Annotated in this window: 19 protein-coding genes and 1 pseudogene; 9 read left to right on the forward strand and 11 right to left on the reverse strand. The window is 60.4% G+C overall.

Translation table 11 applies throughout. The features are described 5' to 3' along the window. Positions 1-53: 53 nt before the first annotated feature. Positions 54-242, reverse strand: a pseudogene (locus V5F78_RS10430) (integrase core domain-containing protein); the annotation flags it as partial. A gap of 188 nt (positions 243-430) precedes the next feature. On the opposite strand from V5F78_RS10430, the gene V5F78_RS10435 reads away from it, so the two are divergent. Further along, complete coding sequence (locus V5F78_RS10435) at positions 431-628, forward strand: hypothetical protein (protein WP_509276774.1); 198 nt, start codon at positions 431-433, stop codon at positions 626-628. Positions 629-1,274: 646 nt separating this feature from the next. Here the strand turns inward: V5F78_RS10435 and V5F78_RS10440 are convergent. The 5 genes from V5F78_RS10440 to V5F78_RS10460 all read right to left on the reverse strand — a co-directional run bounded on the left by V5F78_RS10440 (position 1,275) and on the right by V5F78_RS10460 (position 8,435). After that, on the reverse strand, positions 1,275-2,564 hold the full coding sequence (locus V5F78_RS10440) for a hypothetical protein (RefSeq protein ID WP_509276775.1): 1,290 nt from the start codon (positions 2,562-2,564) through the stop codon (positions 1,275-1,277). Continuing rightward, a complete protein-coding gene (locus V5F78_RS10445) occupies positions 2,564-6,325 on the reverse strand; it encodes a HEAT repeat domain-containing protein (protein ID WP_394068319.1) in 3,762 nt (1,253 codons plus the stop codon). The genes V5F78_RS10440 and V5F78_RS10445 overlap by 1 nt, the downstream gene beginning before the upstream one ends. Positions 6,326-6,628: 303 nt before the next feature. Continuing rightward, entirely contained in the window at positions 6,629-7,411 is a 783-nt protein-coding gene (locus V5F78_RS10450) for an ImmA/IrrE family metallo-endopeptidase (protein ID WP_394068318.1), read from the reverse strand. Beyond that, the gene (locus V5F78_RS10455; RefSeq protein ID WP_394068316.1) at positions 7,411-7,854 is read right to left on the reverse strand and encodes a hypothetical protein; all 444 of its coding nucleotides are present in this window, start codon (positions 7,852-7,854) and stop codon (positions 7,411-7,413) included. The genes V5F78_RS10450 and V5F78_RS10455 overlap by 1 nt, the downstream gene beginning before the upstream one ends. Continuing rightward, positions 7,851-8,435, reverse strand: a complete 585-nt coding sequence (locus V5F78_RS10460; RefSeq protein ID WP_394068315.1) for a hypothetical protein — start codon at positions 8,433-8,435, stop codon at positions 7,851-7,853. The genes V5F78_RS10455 and V5F78_RS10460 overlap by 4 nt, the downstream gene beginning before the upstream one ends. A 150-nt stretch (positions 8,436-8,585) precedes the next feature. Here V5F78_RS10460 and V5F78_RS10465 point away from each other — a divergent pair, with 150 nt between their 5' ends. From V5F78_RS10465 to V5F78_RS10495, 7 genes are all read left to right on the forward strand, one after another. Continuing rightward, complete coding sequence (locus V5F78_RS10465; RefSeq protein WP_394068313.1) at positions 8,586-8,864, forward strand: hypothetical protein; 279 nt, start codon at positions 8,586-8,588, stop codon at positions 8,862-8,864. A gap of 134 nt (positions 8,865-8,998) precedes the next feature. Next, the gene (locus V5F78_RS10470) at positions 8,999-10,138 is read left to right on the forward strand and encodes a CBASS cGAMP-activated phospholipase (RefSeq protein ID WP_394068311.1); all 1,140 of its coding nucleotides are present in this window, start codon (positions 8,999-9,001) and stop codon (positions 10,136-10,138) included. 21 nt (positions 10,139-10,159) lie between these two features. Then, a complete protein-coding gene (locus V5F78_RS10475; RefSeq protein ID WP_394068309.1) occupies positions 10,160-11,221 on the forward strand; it encodes a cyclic GMP-AMP synthase DncV-like nucleotidyltransferase in 1,062 nt (353 codons plus the stop codon). After that, positions 11,221-12,954, forward strand: coding sequence for a ThiF family adenylyltransferase (locus tag V5F78_RS10480; protein WP_394068307.1), 1,734 nt, complete (start codon positions 11,221-11,223; stop codon positions 12,952-12,954). Before V5F78_RS10475 ends, V5F78_RS10480 begins: the two co-directional genes overlap by 1 nt. After that, the gene (locus tag V5F78_RS10485) at positions 12,932-13,399 is read left to right on the forward strand and encodes a Mov34/MPN/PAD-1 family protein (protein WP_394068305.1); all 468 of its coding nucleotides are present in this window, start codon (positions 12,932-12,934) and stop codon (positions 13,397-13,399) included. Before V5F78_RS10480 ends, V5F78_RS10485 begins: the two co-directional genes overlap by 23 nt. Positions 13,400-13,865: 466 nt before the next feature. Then, the gene (locus tag V5F78_RS10490) at positions 13,866-14,540 is read left to right on the forward strand and encodes a TetR/AcrR family transcriptional regulator (RefSeq protein ID WP_394068303.1); all 675 of its coding nucleotides are present in this window, start codon (positions 13,866-13,868) and stop codon (positions 14,538-14,540) included. Further along, positions 14,494-15,042: a DUF8051 family protein gene (locus V5F78_RS10495; protein WP_509276777.1), complete on the forward strand. Its 549-nt coding sequence runs from the start codon at positions 14,494-14,496 to the stop codon at positions 15,040-15,042. Before V5F78_RS10490 ends, V5F78_RS10495 begins: the two co-directional genes overlap by 47 nt. Positions 15,043-15,431: 389 nt before the next feature. On the opposite strand, the gene V5F78_RS10500 is transcribed toward V5F78_RS10495, so the two are convergent. The 5 genes from V5F78_RS10500 to V5F78_RS10520 form a co-directional block, all read right to left on the reverse strand. Then, entirely contained in the window at positions 15,432-16,181 is a 750-nt protein-coding gene (locus tag V5F78_RS10500; protein WP_394068299.1) for an SDR family oxidoreductase, read from the reverse strand. A gap of 157 nt (positions 16,182-16,338) precedes the next feature. Further along, positions 16,339-17,262 carry a helix-turn-helix domain-containing protein gene (locus V5F78_RS10505; protein WP_394068298.1) on the reverse strand — a complete coding sequence of 308 codons (924 nt, stop codon included), beginning with the start codon at positions 17,260-17,262 and terminating at the stop codon, positions 16,339-16,341. 535 nt (positions 17,263-17,797) lie between these two features. After that, complete coding sequence (locus V5F78_RS10510) at positions 17,798-19,006, reverse strand: MFS transporter (RefSeq protein ID WP_394068296.1); 1,209 nt, start codon at positions 19,004-19,006, stop codon at positions 17,798-17,800. A 309-nt stretch (positions 19,007-19,315) separates the two neighbouring features. Continuing rightward, on the reverse strand, positions 19,316-20,041 hold the full coding sequence (locus V5F78_RS10515) for a siderophore-interacting protein (protein ID WP_394068294.1): 726 nt from the start codon (positions 20,039-20,041) through the stop codon (positions 19,316-19,318). Between the two features lie 3 nt (positions 20,042-20,044). Next, positions 20,045-20,701, reverse strand: a complete 657-nt coding sequence (locus tag V5F78_RS10520) for an O-methyltransferase (protein WP_394068292.1) — start codon at positions 20,699-20,701, stop codon at positions 20,045-20,047. Between the two features lie 91 nt (positions 20,702-20,792). Between V5F78_RS10520 and V5F78_RS10525 the strand changes: the two genes are divergently transcribed. Then, a complete protein-coding gene (locus V5F78_RS10525; RefSeq protein WP_394068290.1) occupies positions 20,793-21,452 on the forward strand; it encodes a TetR/AcrR family transcriptional regulator in 660 nt (219 codons plus the stop codon). The last annotated feature ends 12 nt before the right edge of the window (positions 21,453-21,464 follow it).

Here is a 21,464-nt window from a genome sequence, read left to right on the forward strand (position 1 = left end):
GCACAGATCGCTGCGTAAATTATCGGAGTGCGGGCCTCGTCTGGGGGGTGAGGTTAGGCAGCGAGCTTGCGGTGTTGCAAGCGCCGATTTTCAATGGTCTTTCGCTTGATCCTTTCAGGCTGTTCGATGATGGCTGGTGCCCTTCCGAAGTATGCGTCGGCGGGCGTCACATTGTTCAGACTCTCGTGGTAGCGCTGGTGATTGTAATGTTCGACGAAAGCCTCAATCTGGGCCTCGAGGTCACACGTGGCTCATCTTCCGAGCCTCGATGTCATGCGGGCCTATATCTGAGCGCAAGCGCCTTCGCGTGGACGCCGATCGCCAGAGGGAGAACAAGGCAAAACGGGGCTCGCCGAGATTGAGAAGGAGAGCGGCCGGCTCCTGGACATGCTCCACAGATGTCTCGGACCCATCTCCGTTCCCGGAGCGGATGAACGCTCTATCGAGCGAGAAGGCCTCGCTGAATGCGATCGCTTTGCCCCCGCCAGACGTGATCGATTTCCATCCGAAGGTCGTCAGCCAATACCAAGCAATGGTCGCGGATCTTCGGAATCAGATGAACGAGGCCTCTCCGGTGGATCGCGGCGAGACGATCGCAGGCGTTCAAAACTCATCGAGACGGTGGTGATTTATTCCAACGACGATCCGCAAGGGCGAGACATCGAGCAGTATGGAATCATTACGGCCCTGTTCGGAGATGCCGAACAGGGCCGTAATGATATGTGCCAAATGGTTGCGGGGACACGCAACACCCGATCCTTGCGGAATGGATCCGGCGACCCCGAAAATTCGGAATCGCCGATATCGTTGGTTGCGGGAGGGCGCAACACCCGACCGCTGCGAAACGCAAAAGGCGACCCTTCCGGATCGCCTTTGCTGGTATCGCAAGAATCGTTGGTTGCGGGGGCTCGCAACACCCGATTCTTGCGATTGGTCGAGAGCGCCATACCGAAGCTAGCGGCATAGCCACTCTCTGTAAGAGGTGTTCGGATCCCTTTCGGCCCGCCATCAATGTGTGCGTGGTATAGCCGGGATCGTAAAATCGGTGTTCTCTATGCCGCCTGTTAACGGGTGCTCTCGGCAGCAATGCACCCAAAACCGGTCGCCGAGTGCGGCTTGGCGATCCCGCAATAGCAGAACACCGAGGGTGCCAAGGACAGTCGCGGTTGCGCCATTAGCGGCCCTTGGCTCGTATCCAGAAACAGCCGTTCGAACTCGCGAGCAACTCGGAATGGAGAGCACCTATGTCGCCACAGCAACCGCACGGATACACCCTAGCGGGTCTCGTGGAACAGTCGCTTAGCGGCCTCATCCAAACTATCGATCTCGCATCGATTGAAGTGGACCCAGTTCTCTTCCCGCAACAGCCGGCTCTCGACGATCACATAGGAGCCGGGATCGCCCTCGAGGACCCGCACAATGTCTTGCTTATGAAACCACCGCATGTTTGCGGCAAGGACGTTCTCCAGAATCTTACGCCACCCCGCCACTTCGCGAAAACGCGGGTGCTCTCTGAGACGCGCAAATCCGCGCCATAGTTCAATATTCTCGGCCTGCGGTACCGGTGACGCCACATCGAAGCGAGACGCCCATCGTCCGAGCAGTCCCGAAAGGATGGGTACGGCTACTGCAGAAGGAATTCGCTGCGCCAAGTTGCAGAGGCTCTCGAAAAAGGCGTCGTCGCCCAGCAAAAGGTAGCGGTGAAGAACTGGCGCTAGACGCTCATCGAGAAGTGGTTCTGTCGCCTTAAGGCCGTCGAGGCGCCCGAGAAAGGGTAGTAGGATGTCGCCTTCGGACTCAAGCGCTTGGTAGAGGCGATCGGCATCGCCCTGCGCGCCGAGGCTAGCGATGAATTGCGCCCCATAGGTGCCAACCCAGGGCCATCGCAAGCGCTCGCCATGCCATGGCATTGGTAAATCGAACCGGTTGGCAGCGGCAATGGCGGGGCGAAGTCGCTCATGGATGGACGTGCCGCCAGTCGACGTCGAACTCTCTCGGCCGACAACATGCCCTCCGGCGGTGAACGTCATCGTGGGTGTGAAGCGGACGACGGCTGTCGAAGGATCGTTGGCCGGATCCGCCAAGGCGATGAGTCTCTGCACTTCCTCCCGGTCCAACCGCGAAAGCGCGATAGATTGCCCTGCATCGATCCACAATTCGGAAGCCCCGCGAAGAGCACGCACCGCCGCAGAATAATCGAGAAGCGGGTTCGGCATCGGTGTCCGGGGCTCGGGAACTGGCGATGCGGTCGCCACGGTCCCCGATTGGCGACGACCCGCTTCGATTTCGTTGACAATGCGACCTAACAAGGCCGCGCCGCCGCAGGGCGACGTGGCCAGGATGCGGCGCAGCCGCGGACACAGGTCGGGATCGCTGTCCCGGACCCAGCGTCGTTCCTGCAGGCATTTGACTGCCAACCAAACCGAAGACGTGCTCGCCAGCACGTCTTCGATATCCCGAGCGACGCCGCAAAGGCGGAAGGCTCTCACGACTGCCGCGTGCAGAAGGGGCGTTTGAACTCCATTCAGCAATCGCTGAATACCTGCGGGCGATGGATCACTCATCAGCTCGTGTAGAGCCATCGGGCCGCATCGGATGGCGACGGCAAGCTGCCCCTTGCGAGCAGTTCGCTCCACTGTTGCTCTAGAGCCGAAGCGATGAATGCAATGAAGTTCGCTTCGCCCTCGAACAAAAATCCTGACACGCCGTTCTGCAGCATGCCGCTGAGAGAAGCATGGGCCTGTAGGTTGTCATCACGATCGATCGTTAGCGGCGAGCTCTCCGCCAGGACCACTGGGGCGATCATTTGAAGAGCCGCGGCGAAGGGTAAGCGACCCGCCGCCCAGATGGCGGCACGCCGAACCACCCAATGAACTGATGAGTCTGTCGCAAGCGCGACGAGCTGCTGCGCGAAGCCTTCATCCCGTGTCCGCATCGCGACAATGCATTGCCATAGGGTGAGTTCTGACGAGGCGAACCCACCTGTCAGATCGCTAGCCGACGTTGGGCCGCACGCGGTGAGGGCCTGGGCGAGAAGCGGGACGATCTTGGAGTTTGGCTCGACGGCAATCTGATGTCGGAGCACCTCTGCTGCGCGTTGGGGGCGACGGCGGGCAAGCCCAACAGCGGAGGCGCTCCGGACCGACAGATCATGGTGCTGAACGCCTTGGATGAGGAGATCGGTGACATCGGGCCACGCGGTTTCGGCAACCGCGATGAGACAGGACACTAAGAACGGAGGAGGCACCGAAGCCGCCGACGGCGACATAAGCTCGGCTTGCAGCATCGGGACGCCTGCGGCGAAGGGCTGTTTGACAAACAGGAGGACAAAAAGCCTGTCCCAAAGGGCGGCGAGCGGATCCTGCGGCAAGGCTGCGAGACGGCTCCGCAGCGATCCAAGATCTACTTCCAGAAAAAGGAGGACTGCTAACGCGGCTTGACGGTGGGCGGGCGGTGCGGATGGATCGAACAGAACCCCCTCATATAGGCGCCCATCATAGGCCGTCGGCGCGAAGGCTGGCCCCAGCAGCGCGCAATCTTGAGAGATTGGTCCGGGGGCCAAGGGATTGACCAGTTTCTCGATTTCTGAGTGACCGATAAAGATTAGGACCCTCCACGCGTTGGCTCTGATATCGGCTTCGCTGCCGTCTTCCCTAAGAATGTCGACACAGAACGAACGCAACTGATTCCGGGCCGCCCAGATGAGAGATCCGACGGGTCCGAACCCAAGCGATCGGGTCGCGATCATTGCCGATGCCGGCATCGTTGGCAGAGCGGCCAGAATTTCCACCGCGTCCTCCCGCCGCTCGACAGTCAGCTTCACTCCACTCCAGGGCGCGTCGCGTCGAGCCTTGTCGTCGGTTGGGCGAGCAAAGATTGCAAAGCCCAGCGCAAGCGCGGCACGGCTGCCGTCGAGCAATAGGGCCGGCAACAGTAGGTGCTGAACGTCCTCTGGTTGCGACTGTGCGAAATCGACAATCTCGGCTGTCGACGATCGGCGTCCGTAGCGGGCGGCAATCAAAAGCCAAGTCAGGCCTTGTCGACGTTCTTTTGCATTTGCCGCCTGGGCAACCGTAAATTCGAGCAGTTCTTGGAAACGGGTGGGACTGAGCGCGAGGATCGCTTCGACCACAGGTCGCGCCCAATCATGATCGCTAAAATAGCGGAAACGCTGCTGGATAAGCAGGTCCATGAGCAGCTCATCCACGCCTTCTGGGGTAAGTTCCTGCAGGATGGATCCGAGGAGATAGAAATCAGCGATACGCTCAGGCCGGGCAGCAAGAGCGACGACCTCTTGCGCGGTGACAACCGCCCGGCGGGTCACATAACTGGCGAGACTGCGCCACGCCTCTCCCCGCAGGAACGTCTCTCGGCTGAGGAGTTCCGCTTGATCAGAGTGGCCCGCTTTGTCGAGATGGAATATCTGCGCGGTGATATCGCCCTGTCCGCCGTACCACTCCGCCAAGGCGACGTGGGCGCTCTGCCGCACGGCTGGCGCGATGCCAGACTCCAGCCCAGCGCGAACGGTTTCGTGCATCTCCAGAAGGCCTTCGGCCTCGGTCCGAAGCAAGCCAAGATCTAAGAGCGCTTTGATGGCAGCGCCGACATTTTCATGCGGAAAAGCTGCCTCGGCATCGTGCCGTCGAAATGGCAGAGCGAAGCAGACAAGATGCTCCGCCGCAGACCTAGCGCCTGGCGCGAGTTGATCGAAACGGCTTTGCTCCGCAGCCGAAACCACATCCTCAGGCGGTCTGCCCGCGATGGCGAGCATCGCGTCGAGCGTTGGTTGGCGGGCCAAAGCCTCAGCGAGTTGCGCATAGAGTCCGGCCGGCCGTCCAACGGTGATCCGATTGAAGATCTCCCACAGCCCCCTCCGGTCGATGCCGAGGTGGTAACGACCCACGAGGCTTACGAACTCCTCCCAGCGGAAACCGCGCATATTGATCGCGCGGACGCCGGCGCTGTCGCTCTCGACAGGGCTCAGCGCGCTGAAAGTGCTCTGCTGACCAAACACTACGAGGCGGCAAGACCCCGGCGTCAAGGCGCGGGCAAACCGTCCCAGGTCTCGGCCGAATTGGGCGTTGCACGTTCCTTCGGCCAGATCCAACAGCAACTGCACCGGCCGAGACAGACCACTGCATATCTCCGCCAAACGGTCGATCACCGTCTCGTCGGCGGGTTTGCTCTCCACAGCGAGACCGAACAGGTCGGGTATTCCCCGACGCAAAAGGTGGAAAGAGACTCCGGACATCACGTCGCGAAATGCCGCATCTGCCCGCACGCGGACGTAGATCGGGAGGCGACCCGGATCGTGGTCCTCCAACGCGGCAGCCGCTTGCGCGGCAAGCGTCGTCTTGCCAGACCCGGAGATACCTACGACCTCGACAACCGTGGCGGATCCAGGCTTGACCAGTCCATCGATCAAGTCCGGTCTCAAAATCCCATTTGCTGGTGGAACTGGCGGCTCTGTCGCAGCGCTCATCTGCGGCCAGGCGCTGCGGAGCTGCACTTCGAAACCCCGCCGATCGATCATCTCTCCTGGCTGTTTGGCGACATCATTGATAAAGGATCGGAAATTGCCGAACAGGTTGTGTTCCACGACCTGCGGCGACAGGCGATATTCACGCTGCAATCGGTCTTGGAAGCGTTTGCCCACCTGCGCTTCAGATCCATAATCGTCCAGAATTTCGACCCGGGCGAGCACGCCTGGAAGACGCTGATCGACCCAAATAACCTGCTCTTGATAGCGGCGCACGACTTCGGCGCTGGTATTTGCCACTCTCAATATCTGGCCGTAGGTGGCGACTAGAAGATCACATGCATCATTGGCGATACTCGGCGGGTTTTTGAAGCGCCATTTCAGAAGGGATCGACGCGAGCCGCCGGGAACTTGGTCCAATATCGCCGCGCGAGCCATCAAGTGGACCACCGACCAGTAGAGGCCCGCCTCTCGATCCGCCGCCGCGCTCCCAGCTGCGACCAGGCGCCGAACCTGCGGCTGAACCACGTCCCCTAAAATCCAGGCCTGCTGGCTGTCTGAGATCGCGAGCTGGTCTAGGGTGTTTGGCAGGAGTTCATGCGCGACTTCGGAAAGTCGCCAAGGTTGATTCTTGGGGAGGCCTTGATCCGTCTCGCGCGGCTTCTTGATCTGGACATGGCGGCGACGGTCGCGACCGTTCTCAGTCCAAACCAAATCCAAATCGTCCTTCCCTTCAGGCCGTGCCCGGGCGTCGCCAGCATGCTGGTCGAAGTGATCGAACAATTGGTCCAGAATGACGACCGCTTGGTAGTCGAAACCGCTGATGGCGATCCGTCCGCCAGACATATTGTCTCCCCGAAGTAGTAGCCGAAGTCGCTTTCTAAAGCTGCTGTGAGCGGCAGCAGCCAGCTTGATATCCGCTTGATTTTGGTCGCCCAGGCCCGGACGGCTGCCATGCCCTCGGCCCTGCCATGCGCAATATGTTTGCCCCGGCCTGCGCAGGGAATAGCAGCCTAGCTTAACATGAAGAGATTAATGGTCTTCGGCATAGCTGATGCTTCCACGTTGACGCGCAAGCTGTTCTTGTCTCGCTTGTCGACGAGCGCGTCATAAGCAGTTGCAGTGAATTTGCGGGCCTTGCCCCAGACATTAACTGCGGCCCCGATAATCTTGGTCTTCCAACATTCTGGGATCGTTGACTAGCACAAGCGTAAGCGTTTCATCCGGACCGGTTCGCATGGTCTGCTCGTGGACTTCGAATCGATCGGCATCCCGCCGGTCGAACCAAGCGTCCGCGCCAATCTTGCGCGGCAGAGGGTCATCTGGATTTCCGCCGAACTGAATCCCGAAAGCGTAGCTGTCGGCATCAAGACTATCTTGCGGAAACCACCTCTGCGGGACACTTGGCGCCCGAGTAAACCATTTTCGACCTCTGGGGCCGTGACAGACAAGAATGGCGGGCGAGTGATCGCTCTCCACCAGCCGGATTGCGGTTGCCGGTTTGCTTGCATTGAAAATATCGGCGAGCGCCGCGACTGCCTTAAAAGTTAGCTTGCCTTGCTGCCGGGCCAAAGGCCCAAACAAATAATGGGGCATAAGAAGGTCGGCGGCGTAGCCGTCGGCCGTGCGCTCCGGCGAGAGTGTATCGCGCGGACGGTACTCCTCAACGCGGCAAGCAAGGCATTTACCTCGATGATGGTGCCAATGTCCCAATTCGTGCGCGATCGAAAAGCGCTTTCGACGATAGGTGCTGTTGGCGTTGACGGTGATGATCGCCTCGTCACCCTTGCCAATGATCCGCGCCTCGCAGCCGTCGAGCGCTCGATATCTCACGCGCGCATTGACGTAGTAGGCTATCGCTTCAAGATCGATCTCATCCGGTTCAGTAACGCCCAATTCTTGAAGAAGCCGCTCGGCCGGCGAAAGAGACATCAGGGTTTTCCATCCTGACTGTCATCGGGAGGCAGTACCCCAAGCTCCCGCAGATCCTCAACCATGCCGAGAATATCAGCATCTGAAAGTTCATTCTCTTTTCGGGCGGCCAGTGTGACCTTCTGAGGCAAGTCAGGTCTATCAACGACTGAACGAAGACGAGCGCGGGCAGTCGCCATATCAATTGGCGCGACCACAGACCCGGTCGGCGAACGACGGTTCGCTGTAGCAGCCGCTTTGGCTGCGGCGAGGCGCTTTTTGTTCGATGCGAGAACGCTTTTTTCAAATAGAGCTCGCATCTCGGCAGCATTCTGGTTTGGGTCGTCACCTGCTTCCTTGAATTCGGCCAGAATGTCCTCATCGGACGCGCTAAGAATGTCATCGACAAGGACATCTGCCAGCCGGTCGAGCGCTACGCGCTCCCTTTTGCCTTTTCCGGTCATGGCTTCCATCCTTCGGGATATTGCTTGTCAATCCTACGGCGGATCAGTTTGCGCTTGCTGTCGTAACCGGTCTTGTCGAGCCCGGTCAGCTCGCGCATTTCCTCCGCAGTCATCTCCTCCATCATTCCTTCCAACACGAGTTGAGCGGTGGGGTCATCGTCGAACAAGGCAATCACCGCCGCGTGGGCGGCGATGCACTTCTCGGCCTGTTGAGCAGCGATCATCCGCGTTTCGGCATCATCAGCCTCATCTCTAATGGAGCTCGCTTCGTCGTCCGGTCCGCCTGTTTTTGCGATGGGAACAAGAGTGACTTTGTGCTCCACCTTTTCCGCTTCGCCGTGGGCGATACTACGCATGGCCTCGGCCAGGAATTTGACGACATCGACATGCGAGGGACAGGCGCGGCTATCTAACGCGCGGACGTATGCTTCTTGTAGGAGGTCGTCGCTTTCGATTGGCCGTCCGAAGGCGTATTTCCTCGCCACCATCTTCAGGCGCGCCAAGTCGGCAGCCGTGAGCGATCGAATCGCGGCAGCGATCTCGTCACGAGTGCGGGTAGCGGCAACCTGGCCCGAATTCACCTCATGCGTCTCCTTTCAATATGCCTATGCGGGAAGACCGCTCGGCGCGGACATGATGCAACCCATGTCCGCGTTGGCTCCGGCCTCCGCATAGGGAGTCAGGACGCACCGGTTGGCCGGTTCAGCGTCGTAACCGGTCAAGGAGCCAACATGATCTACGCGATCAACTATGACCTGAAGCGCCCAGGTCAGAATTATGAAGCATTGCACGACGCAATCAAGAACTGCGGCGAGTGGTGGCACTTTCTCGGGTCGACATGGCTCGTCGATACTTCGCTCCGCGCTAACGGCATTTGGGACCGCCTCGCGCCGCACGTCGACAAGAATGACTTCTTCCTGGTGATCGGTGTGACCAGCGACTACCAGGGCTGGCTTCCGCAGGAAGCTTGGGACTGGATCAACAGCCGCCAGAGCAAGATGGCGGCGTGAGAAATTGACAGTGAGTTTCCAATCAATTTCTTTCATCGAAATCCATTATATTGAGAACAGTTACGGACTATATACTATATATGGTATCGCGACGCTGCCTACAGCGACCCTGCGGTGACGTGTTCGAGGGTTTTATGACAACATCCAGCTTGCCACCATTTCGCGTGCTCAGCCTCGACGGCGGCGGCATGCGTGGAACCTATACTGCCACCTATCTCGATCGTGTCGGCGCTGCATTCGCACAACGGCGCGGTATCGCTGCTGTCGATATCGGCGCAGCTTTCGATCTCATCGTTGGCACCAGCACCGGCGGCATCATCGCTTGTGCGCTTGCAGCCGGAGTCCCGCTTTCGGATATCGTCAATCTCTACGTTCAGCACGGACCGAAGATCTTCTCGCGCTCCCTCCCGGCCGGCGTCATCGGCGCTATACCCGACGGCTGGAAGCGACCACCAGCACTTGCAGCCGGAACAAAAGAGCTGCGAAAGGCGCTTACTGAGAAGCTCGGCACGACAACGCTGGGCAACATCTATGCGGCGCGCGGTATCGGCCTTGCGATCCCGACCGTCGAGATGAGCCAACACCGCGCTTGGGTGTTCAAGACACCGCACCTCAAGGACACAACCAACCATCGCGACGACAACTACTCACTCGTCGACGTATGCCTTGCCACTACGGCTGCGCCGATCTACCGCTCGATGGCTGCGGTAGATCATCCCGACAATTCGTCCAGCGGCTTCAACGTGTTCGTCGACGGCGGGCTGTGGGCAAACAATCCCGTGCTGATTGGTCTTATCGACGCGCTCGATTTGACCGCGCCTGGGCAGGAGATCCAAATCTTTTGCCTTGGCACCTGCCCAATGCCGGCAGGTGAACAGATCGCCAGGTCCGCGCTCGATCGCGGTTTGGGCGAGTGGAAGTTCGGCGGCGAAGCGGCCAGTCTTGCGGTGGATGCGCAGCAGTTCGCATATGACCACATGGCCAAGAAACTCGCGCGCCATGTGAACCGCAACTGCACGATTATCCGCTTCCCGAGCGAGAAAGTGCCCGCGGCGCTCATCCCCTATCTCGATCTTGACGAGACGCGCACCGAAGCGATGGAGGCGCTCATCAACCAGGCCCGCACCGACGCGGACATGACCAACAGCAAGTGTGCTTACGCAGCGACCGACGTCGAGGCGGCGTTGATCTGCGGCCTGTTCAACACCGTTCCGCCTCGAACCGATCCTCTGGCGTTTCGGGCTTCGTCCACCGCCGGCGCGGTGGTCGCATAACTCAGAAATTCGAGGTGATCTATGTACAACTGCGCCAACGACGTTCTTGCCTTTCACGACGACGAGGTGACTCTCCCGCAGGCGGAGCGGACCAATATGCGCGGACGGCGTGATGCCAACCGCGAGCGCCTGAAGAAAGGCCTGAAGGATAAGGGCAAGCCCACGCCGCGCGAGTTCGCCAGCCAAGGCAGCTACGCCATGAAAACGATGACGCGGCACCCTGCCAAGGACTACGATATCGATGATGGCGTCTATTTCGATAAGGCCGTGCTCATCGGCGAGCGCGGCGCGGAGATGACTGCGCTGCAAGCTCGCCAGATGGTGCGGGACGCGCTCGACGACGGCTCATTCAAGACCCCGCCCGAGGTGCGCAAGAACTGTGTGCGTGTCTATTACCTCGCCGGATATTGCGTGGACGTGCCGGTGTACCGCCGCGTGACAACCAAGGACATCTTTGGAAACGAGAGCTACCACCACGAGCTTGCCAGCAGCGACTGGAAGCGCTCGGACGCCCGCGACGTGTCGAAGTGGTTCGAAGACGAGAACACGAAGCAGAGCCCGGACACCGTCAATGGCCGTCAACTCCGCCGCGTGGTGCGTGAAATCAAGAAATACGCGCGCAGCCGGGAAAGCTGGTCGAGTCAGGTCCTCAGCGGCTTCGGGATCACCAAGCTCGTAACTGAGTGCTTCCGAGGTGACATCTGGCGGGAAGACCGCGCTCTCTATGATACGATGAAGGCTATCCGCGACCGGCTGAGCTGGAACCTCGTGGTCGAGCACCCGGTCACGCCCAATGAAACCATTACCAAAGGCACGGATGACCCTCGCGCGCGCTTCCTGCGAACACGCCTGACCGACGCTATCGACACGCTTGCCCCGCTGTTCGAGCACGATTGCACGCGTACCAAGGCGCTGAAATGTTGGGACAAGGTCTACGCGACGACCTTCTTCAGCGACCGCGACGAATCCAAGTTCGAAAAGAAATCGGCCCTTCTCAAGGTCGCGTCCGTTGCGCCGCCTGCAGGAGCCTTCACTTTCCCCAACGCGCCGCGCGCAGACGACAAGCCGCGGGGATTTGGCTGATGTGGTTCATCCACAATCCCGAGCGCCTGAAAACGGAAGTAACTGGCATCGAGACCCTCCGAGCGAGTGCACCTTGGCTGGCGGGCGCGACGCCGCGCATGATGAAAGGTCTGAAGTTCGCCGTTGATTTTGACATCGTCGTCAACGGGGAAGCCCTGCCATTCACCTTGATCTACCCGGCGTTCTTTCCGGAAACACCGCCCTCTGTTCTGCCTCGGGACGGACGACACTACTCAAGTCACCAATGGGGACACGGAGGCGAGTTTTGCCTCGAGTACAGGACGGACAACTGGGACCCTGCGGTAACCGGCGCGATGATGATCGAAAGCGTGTTCCGTCTTCTTTCCGGTGAGCAACCAGCACTAAATCGGCGCGCCGTCGTACCGAGCGCACATCAGGCATCCCTCGGTCAGCAGTTGCGGAGCACGAGCTGCCGGGCATTCCTGACCCGTGGATTGCGCGATTGCATCGCCGCTCTGGAATCTGGATACAGCTATCCGTGTAACATCGTGGAAACGCTCGGCCCCCGCCGGACGTGGACTGCCTATGTCGCCTCAATCGGCCCCGTATCCACGCCAGTATGGCGAGAAGACAGCATACCGCCTGGAGACAGCCAGGGCAGCCCCGGGCTTCTCGTGCGGCTTCCGTCACTCGATGGCGTAGTAGTTTCCGAGCAGGAGCATCTGGACTGCATTGTCACCGCGACGGCTATTCAGGGCCAGGCGCCCGCCGACGACAATGCCACATCGCGATTCACGGTGCTCGCTGACGCGACAGGTGCACAGTTCTTTTTCTCGTTCTTCCACGACGGCACATGGAAGGTGCTGCGCTATCGCGCCATCGACGTTTCCGACGAAACCGGCACCCGCCTCCCGGACTCCTACGCAGCAATAGCCGGGAAGAAGGTCGGTATCGTCGGCTGTGGATCGCTGGGCTCAAAGATCGCTGCAAGCCTCGCGCGAAGCGGCGTCCGGCAGTTCGTGCTCATCGATGACGACATCTTGAAGCCGGGTAACTTAGCACGGAATGAATTGGGGGCGGAAAGCCTCGGCGCGCACAAGGCTGACGCACTTGAAGAGCGCCTGCGCGCGGTCGCGCCTAATGTGACGGCTGACGTTTGGCGAGTCGACTTGGGCGGCCAGGAATCTTCGGGCAGCACGGCCACGATCCTTGACGCGCTTGCTGGATGCGATCTCTTGATCGACGCAACCGCCGATCCGCAGGCATTCAACTTCGTTGCATCGGTAGCGCGACGCGCCCGGAGCCCGATGATTTGGGCCGAAGTCTATGCCGGAGGCATCGGCGGATTCGTGGCGCGCCTGCGACCGGGCATTGAGCCCCCTCCACACGCCGCCCGCCGCCAATACCTCGCTTGGTGTCGTAGCCAGGGGACTCCGTGGCATGGCCAAGGAGATGACTACGACGCGCGCCGCGATGACGAGCCACCCCTCATTGCCGATGACGCCGACGTGGCGGTCATCGCCGCGCATACCTCACGCATGGCTGTTGACGTGCTGGTTCGGTGCGAGACCTCCATCTTCCCACATCCGGCCTATGTCATCGGCCTTGCGGCAGACTGGGTGTTCGATGAGCCGTTTGACACTCGGCCGGTTGATTTCTCCGCCGAAGGCGAATGGCAACTCCCTGTTTCGGGAGAACAGGCCGGCGCCGCGCTCGAATACGTAGTCTCACTTCTGGATAAGGCGGACGATGCGGATCGAACTGGCACCTGACATCGAGCCGCGTCTGCGTAAGGCGCTTCACAAGGCAGGATCACGCGAGATCGGCGGTATGCTGTTCGCGGAGCAGCTTGCGCCGGGACGCTTCCGCATCGTCGATTTTTCGCTCGATTCGCATTCGGGGTCGCATGCCAATTTTCAACGCGATCCAGCCCTGCATCATGAATCTCTGAATGCGTTCTTCGAGAAGACCGGCCGCGACTTCAGCCGCTTCAACTATCTCGGGGAATGGCATTCCCATCCGTCCTTCCCGGTTCAACCCAGCCGGGAAGACGTCGATACAATGACGGACCTCGTTGAACACAGCCGGGCGGAGATCACATTTGCGCTTCTGCTTATCGTCCGTTTGCGCTTTTGGATGTGGATGGACTACTCGATGACCGCCTTTGCCAAAGGCTACGCGCCGCATCGAGCGCGGCTTGCGAAGCGATTTATTTGATTACAATCAGGTTATTTCTCAGGCGATCTGCCTTCCTCCTGCCATCCAGCCCGCTTTCAGTCATAAACCTTCGAGCGGCAGCGTAGATGCGGCTACTGTGGCGTGCTGTAGAGTGGTTGCGGGGGCACGCAACACCCGATTCTTGCGATTGGTCGAGAGAGCCATACCAAAGCTAGCAGCATAGTCGCTCAATGTAAGGCGAGTTCGAATCTCTGCCGGCCCGCCAGCCCCGCCGATTCTACGCCATCGTGCGATATTGCGCGCTACAGCGGCCTAATTGCCGTCGATTGCCGTTCATTTCGTTGCGACCGACCAGTTTCCTGGCCTGATCCTTATGTGGCCAAATCTGCGGCAGGCAGACACGATCCACTGCCCTAATGACCTAGCCGGTAGTGTAGGCTGGACACATTTAGACCGTCGGTCTAAATGTGTTTGATCGACTGTGATTGGCATTACGGACCGTCCCATGGATCAGCGACTTCAGGCACGTGTGCGACTGCGGCAAGTTCCCGCTCAGCAACGCGCCGCCTGGCTCGATATAGCAGAAGAGGAATTTTGGGCGTTCGGGTTGGAGCGCGCATCACTGAACCGAATTCTAACGCGTGCCGCGCTCAGCAAGGGGCAGGCCTACTATTATTTCGCAGACAAGGGCGAACTCTATCGCGCCGTCATTGAACGCGCCATCACCGAACTTGCCGGCCTGATTGACGCGAGCCCGGTTCAGCCAGAATCCGTTGCCGATTACTGGCAACAGACCGCCGCACTCTTTGGCCAGGTGACGGCGGTCCTAAAGCAGAACGACCGCTTGGCTGAGTTGGGACGTGGCATCTATCGGGAAGCAGCGGCGCAGGTCGCCATCGCGGATCTACTCGATGCTCTCCATACCCGATTTGAGCGGCTGATCGAAACTGGACAACAGATCGGCGCCATCCGATCAGACTTGCCACTTGCCTTGCTGACGGAGATGGCCTTCGCGGCCGCGCGGGAGGCCGACCGTTGGTTCGCCCTGAACGCGCAAACGCTTCACATTCAGGACGCGCGCGCCATCAACAACCGTGTGTTCAGCCTGTTCACAGCGATGCTTTCGCCAAGCGATGGCGGCGACACATCGGCGCAAGCCTCCAAATCGTACAAGGAATAGTCCAATATCAACTTCCCGCCTCGTCATCGCCACGCTTCTGGTCGCATCCGCCCTGAATCTGGCGCTTATGGTTCCCGGGGGATTCGTTGAAACGCGAGATTTCAGCGCCTATCCCTCCATTGTGCTCGGCGCGTTCAACGTGTTTTTGACGGTGCTTGGCTTGGGCAGCGTTGTCCTCGCCTATACCGTCACGAAAGCAGGCAGAGGATTCGGCTGGTCCGCGCTGGCGGGTTTGGCCTTCGTCGGCGTCTACCTGCTCGATCTCGGCCGTATTTTTCCCGTGCCGTCCAACCCGATGTCAACGCTCCTGGCAACGCTGGAATGGATCGGCACAGGACTGGGCGTCATCCTGGCCGCCGCCTCGCTTGTTCTATCTCGCCACGCCACGGCGAACTTTGCACCCGCAGTCACGCCATCATTGCCCAGGCCGGTCATATTCGGCCTTGTCCTTCTGGCGCTGATCATTGTCGCTTTTGCCACCAAATCCGCGATGGGCATTTAGGGCGGGTTCCGGGAAAGTTGCGGCATGAAATTCGACCAAATGCGCAGGTGACATCCAATGCCAAGGCGGCGTTAGAGGGCTATAGCGTAGACATAGTGCTCATCATCGTCGGGTGCGGCCCGCCAAATTCACCCAAAAGGCTAATTTTACGAACAAATTACCGCCCAATACTGCAAATCCTCCTCCTTGTCCCCATTTCAGCATGATCTCAGGGTGCTGTAGCTGTGATCCCAAGGGCAATGATGCAGCCGATCGATGGTGGAGCCAGCTGGATCATCCATCGGCGACAAGCCTGCGAGGCTGGCAATTCCGTCATGGTGCGGTTCCTTGACCGCCGACCTTCCCGTCAACGACGGGAAGGTGGACGCCCCCAGTGTATGGGGTGGGCCTTACCAGCCCTGATCGATCGGCAGAACGAAGAGTTCCGCGACGTTGACGTGGGTCGGTGCCTGGAGCGCAAACAGAATCGTGTCGGCGATATCCGCGCCCTGCAGGAAGGTCATCTGCTTGGTGAGGTCTTCCATCTGCTGGCGGTAGCCGGGGTCCGTGATCTGGTCATAGAGCTCGGTGGCGACGGCACCGGGCTGGATGCAGGTGACGCGGATGTTGTGCTTCTGCCCGACCTCCATGCGCAGGCCGTCGGAGAAAGCGGTCACTGCGTGCTTCGTCGCGCAATAGACCGAAAGCCCTTTGAAGACCTTACGACCGGCAATCGACGAGGTGTTAAAGATGTGGCCCGAATGCTGCTTGATCATCAGCGGCAGCACGGCCGCCGTCGTGTTGAGCAAGCCCTTCACGTTAACATCGACCATGCGATGCCATTCACTGATCTTGAGCTGGTCAACGTCGGAAAGCGGCATCAGGCCAGCATTGTTGAAGAGAATGTCAATCGAGCCGTAGGTATCGGCCAGCTTCTTGGCTCCCGCTTCGACACTGGCCGGATCGACCACGTCCATTTCGATCACGAGAGCGTCGCCGCCCGCTTTTATGATCTCGGCCTTCAGTGCGTCGAGGCGATCAATACGCCGGGCCGCGATGCCGACCTTGACGCCTCTGGCAGCCAGCTTGAGAGCCGTCGCTGCGCCGATACCGCTCGATGCGCCGGTAATCAGCGCGGCTTTTCCATTGATATTCGTCACGGCTCGTCTCCTTGTTGCTTGCGAACCCGTCCAAGAGTGGAAAGGCGTTCGCGTTCGACAGGGAGAACTCTATGAAACCCCGGCTTTTTTATCTCTCGGCGCATTGCCGAGGCTGTCGGGATATTGCTCAATTCGCAATCGGCAAGCTCGATTTACCTCAGCCTCGGCGATAGTCGGTGGGCGAGAGACCCGCCTCACGGCGGAAGACCTGCGCAAAATGGCTGGGGCTGGAGTAGCCGACGGTCATTCCGATTTCGATGATGCTGGTGTCGGTTTCCTGCAGCAATTGCTGCGCTTTAGCGACGCGCTGCCGAATGAAATACCGCGAGGGTGCCATCCCGGTCGATTTCTTGAAGAGCCGACTGAAATGGAACGGGCTCATTCCCACCTCATGCGCCAGGCTGTTGAGATCAAAGGGCTGATCAAGCCGGGCAACCATGAAGGCAATAGCCCGCCGCAGTTTCGAGCCGGGTAAGGCATTTGGGGCACGCGCTTCCGTATCTTTAATTGCATAGTGGCGCACGAGATGCACGGCCAAGCTCTGTGCCAGTCCTTCGACGAACAGCACGCTGCCGCCATTTTCGGCGGCCAGTTCCCCATAGAGAAGGCTCAGGATATGCGAGAGCGCCGTGTCGCGAGCACCGGAGACATCCTTCAAGGTGACATTGCCGCCGACCTTGCCCAGCAGTTCTCGTACTATCTTTTCGAACAGCGGGATGGAGACATAGAGGTGCATCACCTGAAATGGCCGATCACCGTCGGCCTGCCAGCGCATTTCATAGGGAGCAGGCGACCGCGTCAGGAAGAAATCGCCGACACAGACGCGGTTCGCTGTCCATTCACCACCAAGTTCCCGCTCTTCGACGGTGGCACTGCCCGACGTGATCCAGACGATGAGCGGCTCAGCGACAGCGGGAACCAGGAAAGGCTGTTGAACGCGATTGCGGGAGAAGACCTGCACGAAGACGTCTTTCCACGCCGGTCCGTCGCTACTGATCAACGTGGTCCCGCTGATGTACTGCTCTAGCCCAACCGGAGATGTTCGCTCCGGTTTCGCCCCAGGAGACTGCGGCCCGCTCATATACAATTTCTACACCGTCCTTCTAGAATTTGGCTCGTGCAGCTTTGGCCACTTTCGCACAAAGCGAAAAATATCTCTTCCATTGCCACTCGATGCCTGACAACAGCTACGCGTATCGTCGGCCAGATGGTAGCCATCTGCGCCGGCAGTTCGAACACGGGTCAGTTGCGTGGATCGACGCTTCGGACAGGTTCGTAGCCAAGGGCGACTATCACTCAATTGTCGTGCTTCGGAGGCCTATGGCGCAGACGTAGTTCTCATCCGGTTCCGGCGCGGCCCGCCATTCACCGCCGATTGCCGCATTAAATGAGCGTCTATTTCTTTTATTATCAATAAAGTAGATCGCTTCCCGGCGATTGGCATGCAGAGAGCGTTCTAACACACCAAACCAAGCGGGACAGCGGATGCAGTACAATTGATGGTTGAGGCGACCTGATCTTCGACCACAACCCGTTGGCGTTTGCGGCGGATTTTCGAGATCGTAGCCAGGCGCGCAGCTCTGATGCCCGGCATCCGAGCTGCGCGTGAGATCATGTCAATCAGGCAACTGCTCTTCGTGAGCGGTCACGCGTGCCGACGCGGGTGCGCCTGACGACATCGCCATCCAGATGCCGAGCGTCGCGGCGACACCGCCGATCAGAAACACCGGCGCATATCCCGAGCGGTCGGCCAGGAGGCCGACCACGGGGCCGGTCAGTCCATAGGCCAAGTCCTGGAAGGCAGCGAAGCCGCCGGTCGCCGTGCCGCGTAGGTGCGGCGGCACGCGCTTGACCACTTCGGCTCCCATGGACGGGAACACCATCGAGCAGCCAAGGCCGGTCAGCAGCGCACCGCCGAACGCCACATAAGGCCCAGGCGCGAGCCAGATCAGATATTGCCCACAGGCCTCAACGATTAGCGACAGAACGGCGACGCGCGTACCGCCGATCAGGTCGGGCAGATGGCCGCAGGCAAGCCGCATCAGGACGAATCCGACACCGAAGAAGGTGAGACCCAAGCCCGCATGGGGCCATCCGTGGCTGAGGAAATAGAGCGAGAAGAAAGCGCCCAGCGCGGCGAAGCCAACGCCCTGCAAGCCGACGGCGGCGCCTGGACGCCAGATACGCCCGATGATCCGCCAGAAGGATTCCCGCGGCCCGGCATGAGGGGCCGCCGCCGGAAGCCGCATAATCATCGCCAGCCCGACTAGCGGCAGCGCGGTGCAGACGATCATCAGGCCGGCAAATCCCAGACGGTTCAGCAGCGCCAGGCCAAGCGGTCCGCCGACTGCGAAGGCACCGTACATCCCCATGCCGACCAACGAGAGGACACGGCCGGACCGGGTCTGGCCCATCAGGCCGATGGCCCAGCCCATCATGCCGACCATGGCGACACTCTCGCCGAGGCCAAGCACGAGTCGGCCAAGGATCAGCACTGTATAGCTCCAGACTACCGGCAGTCCGGGCCAGGCCGCCCCCAGGCAGATCAGCCCCGCCGCAGCATAGATCAGAAGACCGCGCTGCATGGTCAGCTTGCCACCTATCCGGTCGGTCCACGTGCCGGCGCGGCCGCGCGTCAGGATCGTCGATAGGAAGGCAATGCCCACCGCCAGGCCGCCCCAGGCGTTGTCGAGGCCGAGCCCCTGCACAACATGCACCGGCACGGCGGGCAGAGACATGGCGACGGTGAGATAGGAGAGGAACAGGGCCACCGTCAGGGCAACGACGCGGCGATAGGCCAGATCGGGTTGTTTGATGTCGGTCATAGGAACGCACTCTTCGCGAAGGGGTGATGGGTGCGTTGACTGACGTAAACGCGTACGGCCCCGGCATGCGCCATGCCCAGGCATTTGCGGGCTCGACACCTTAACGGGCGTGGTAGCCATGCTGGTGGAGGTCGGCGAAAAGCGTCGGCCCGGCAGGCCGCCTATCAAGGGCTTCGCGGCTCCGGGCGCTCGACGCGGACATCTCGCCCACAACGGCCGAGCCGACCCGGCCGGTAGCTCCGGTTACGAATACATGCATGGTTTCTCTCCTCGAGAACTCGGTTTTGGTGCCGGGCCGCGCCCTCAGGGTCAGGACGAGCCGTCCTCGTCCCGGTGATTGGCTTCGCCGCGCTTCCAGTAGCCGGCAGCATGGAGGCGCGAGCGGTCGACGCCCCATTCGGACAGGGCCAGTCTGCGAAGTGCCGCTACCGTGGACGATTCCGCCGCGATCCAGATGATGGTGTCGGCGGGCGGCCGACCGAGCGCCTGCGCAGCTGCCTCCAGACTGGCGCCGTTCGTGGCGTCCCCGCGATGCAGCCAAGTCAGGGAAACCCCGGCGGAGCTCTCGATCGCCTGTTCCTCGCTGGCATCGGCGACTTCGACGAAGGCCTCTGCGCGTGCGTGGGCCGGGAGCGTTTCGAGGATGCTTCCAACTGCGGGGAGCGCGGTTTCGTCGCCGAACAGCAGGATGCGTGACGCTGCGGGGGCTGCGGCAACGCCGCTGCGCGGGTGCGTGCCGCTGATCCTGAAGGCCTCGCCCGGCTGCACACGCGCCGCCCAGGCCGAGACCGGACCATTGTCGCCATGCAGCACGAAGTCGAGCTCGATTCTCTTCGACACCCGATTGAAGCGGCGGACCGTATAGGCGCGTCCCGTGGCAGCGCCTGGCACGAAGACCTTCAACCATTGGGCAGGCAGGCCCGGCCGGAAGGACGGCAGGGAACTGCCGTCGACGGTGATTCGCTTCATATGTGGCGTCACCAGTTCGACCCGTTCGGCCGTGACATCGAAAAGACTGTGGCGAGGGTGGGCCATGGTTCAGCCCACCCGCATCGACAGTTCGACATCCTGGGCGAACGGCACCGACATGTAGCCGCCGCCCGGGGCACGCACGCGCTGCAGGTATTCCGGGCAGAAATCGGCATTGTCGGCGACAACAAGCGCACCTGGCCTTAGGCGGCTTTCCACCAGCCCCAGGATGTCGGGATAAAGCGCCTTCGCCCCGTCGAGCAGCAGAAGGTCGACGCTGTCGGGCAAGCCGGTGCTCAGCGTCTTGAGGGCGTCGCCCTCCCGGATCTCCACCAGGTCGATCAGGCCGCCTTCCGTCAGGTGCTGGCGGGCGCGCACCACCTTCGAGGGCTCGAACTCGCTGGTGATCAGGTGCCCGCCGCCATTGTCGCGCAGCGCCGCTGCCAGATGCAGCGTCGATATGCCGAAGGAGGCGCCGTATTCGATGATGTTGTGGGCACCTATGCTGTGGGCCAGCATGTAGAGCAGCGTTCCGGTTTCGCGCGAGACCGGCAGCCACAGATCCTTCATTATCCCATAGAAGTGAAGGTATTCGGTCTTGCTGTGCATCAACCGGTCCCGCTCTTCACGCGAGAGGGCAGCCATGGCCGGGCTTGTCGCCGCATCGGCTTGTGCGAACAGCCGATCCAGGAGGAGCGCGACCGGCGCGGTGTCTAGGGTGGTCATTGAGCGTCCTGTCTAAAAAGCGTTGTTCCGTCTTGGAAATCAAAATACGATTGTTTCGTCGCATTTTCTAATCGCATTCCAGGCGCACCCCATGGCAAATTGCACAACCCAAAGAATTTCCTCGCGAAAACAGCCCAAGCAGGCTCGCTCGACCGAGCTGGTCTCGGCGATTCTAGAGGCCGCTGTTCAGGTTCTGGCGACAGAGGGAGCGCAGCGTTTCACCACCGCGCGGGTCGCCGAGAAGGCTGGTGTCAGCGTCGGGTCGCTCTACCAATACTTCCCGAACAAGGCGGCGATCCTGTTCCGGCTGCAGGCCGACGAATGGCGACAGACGACTGAGCAGTGGGGTACGATCCTTGGTGATCCCGCAATGCCGCCGCTCTCCCGGCTGCGAACTCTGGTCCATTCCTTCGTCCGGTCCGAGGTGGAGGAAGCGGCGCTTCGCGTCGCCCTGGACGATGCCGCACCGCTCTATCGGGATGCTCCCGAGGCAGAGGAGATCCATTCCGAAGGTGACCGTATCGTTGAAATGTTCATGCGAGAAATGCTTCCGGGCGCTTCGGATGCGACCCGGCGACTGGCCGGCGACCTAGTCATCACAACGATGACCGCGGTCGCAAAGGAATTTTCCGAAACGTCCAGAACGGATGCCGAGATCAGCACATTTGCCAATGCCATGGCCGACATGCTCTGTGCCTATATGAATAAGCTGGAGGTTGTCGGTGCGACAGCCGGGTGTCTATTAGATTGACAATCGGCTCTG

The organism is Roseixanthobacter glucoisosaccharinicivorans (assembly GCF_043195095.2).
GTDB lineage: Bacteria > Pseudomonadota > Alphaproteobacteria > Rhizobiales > Xanthobacteraceae > NCEH01.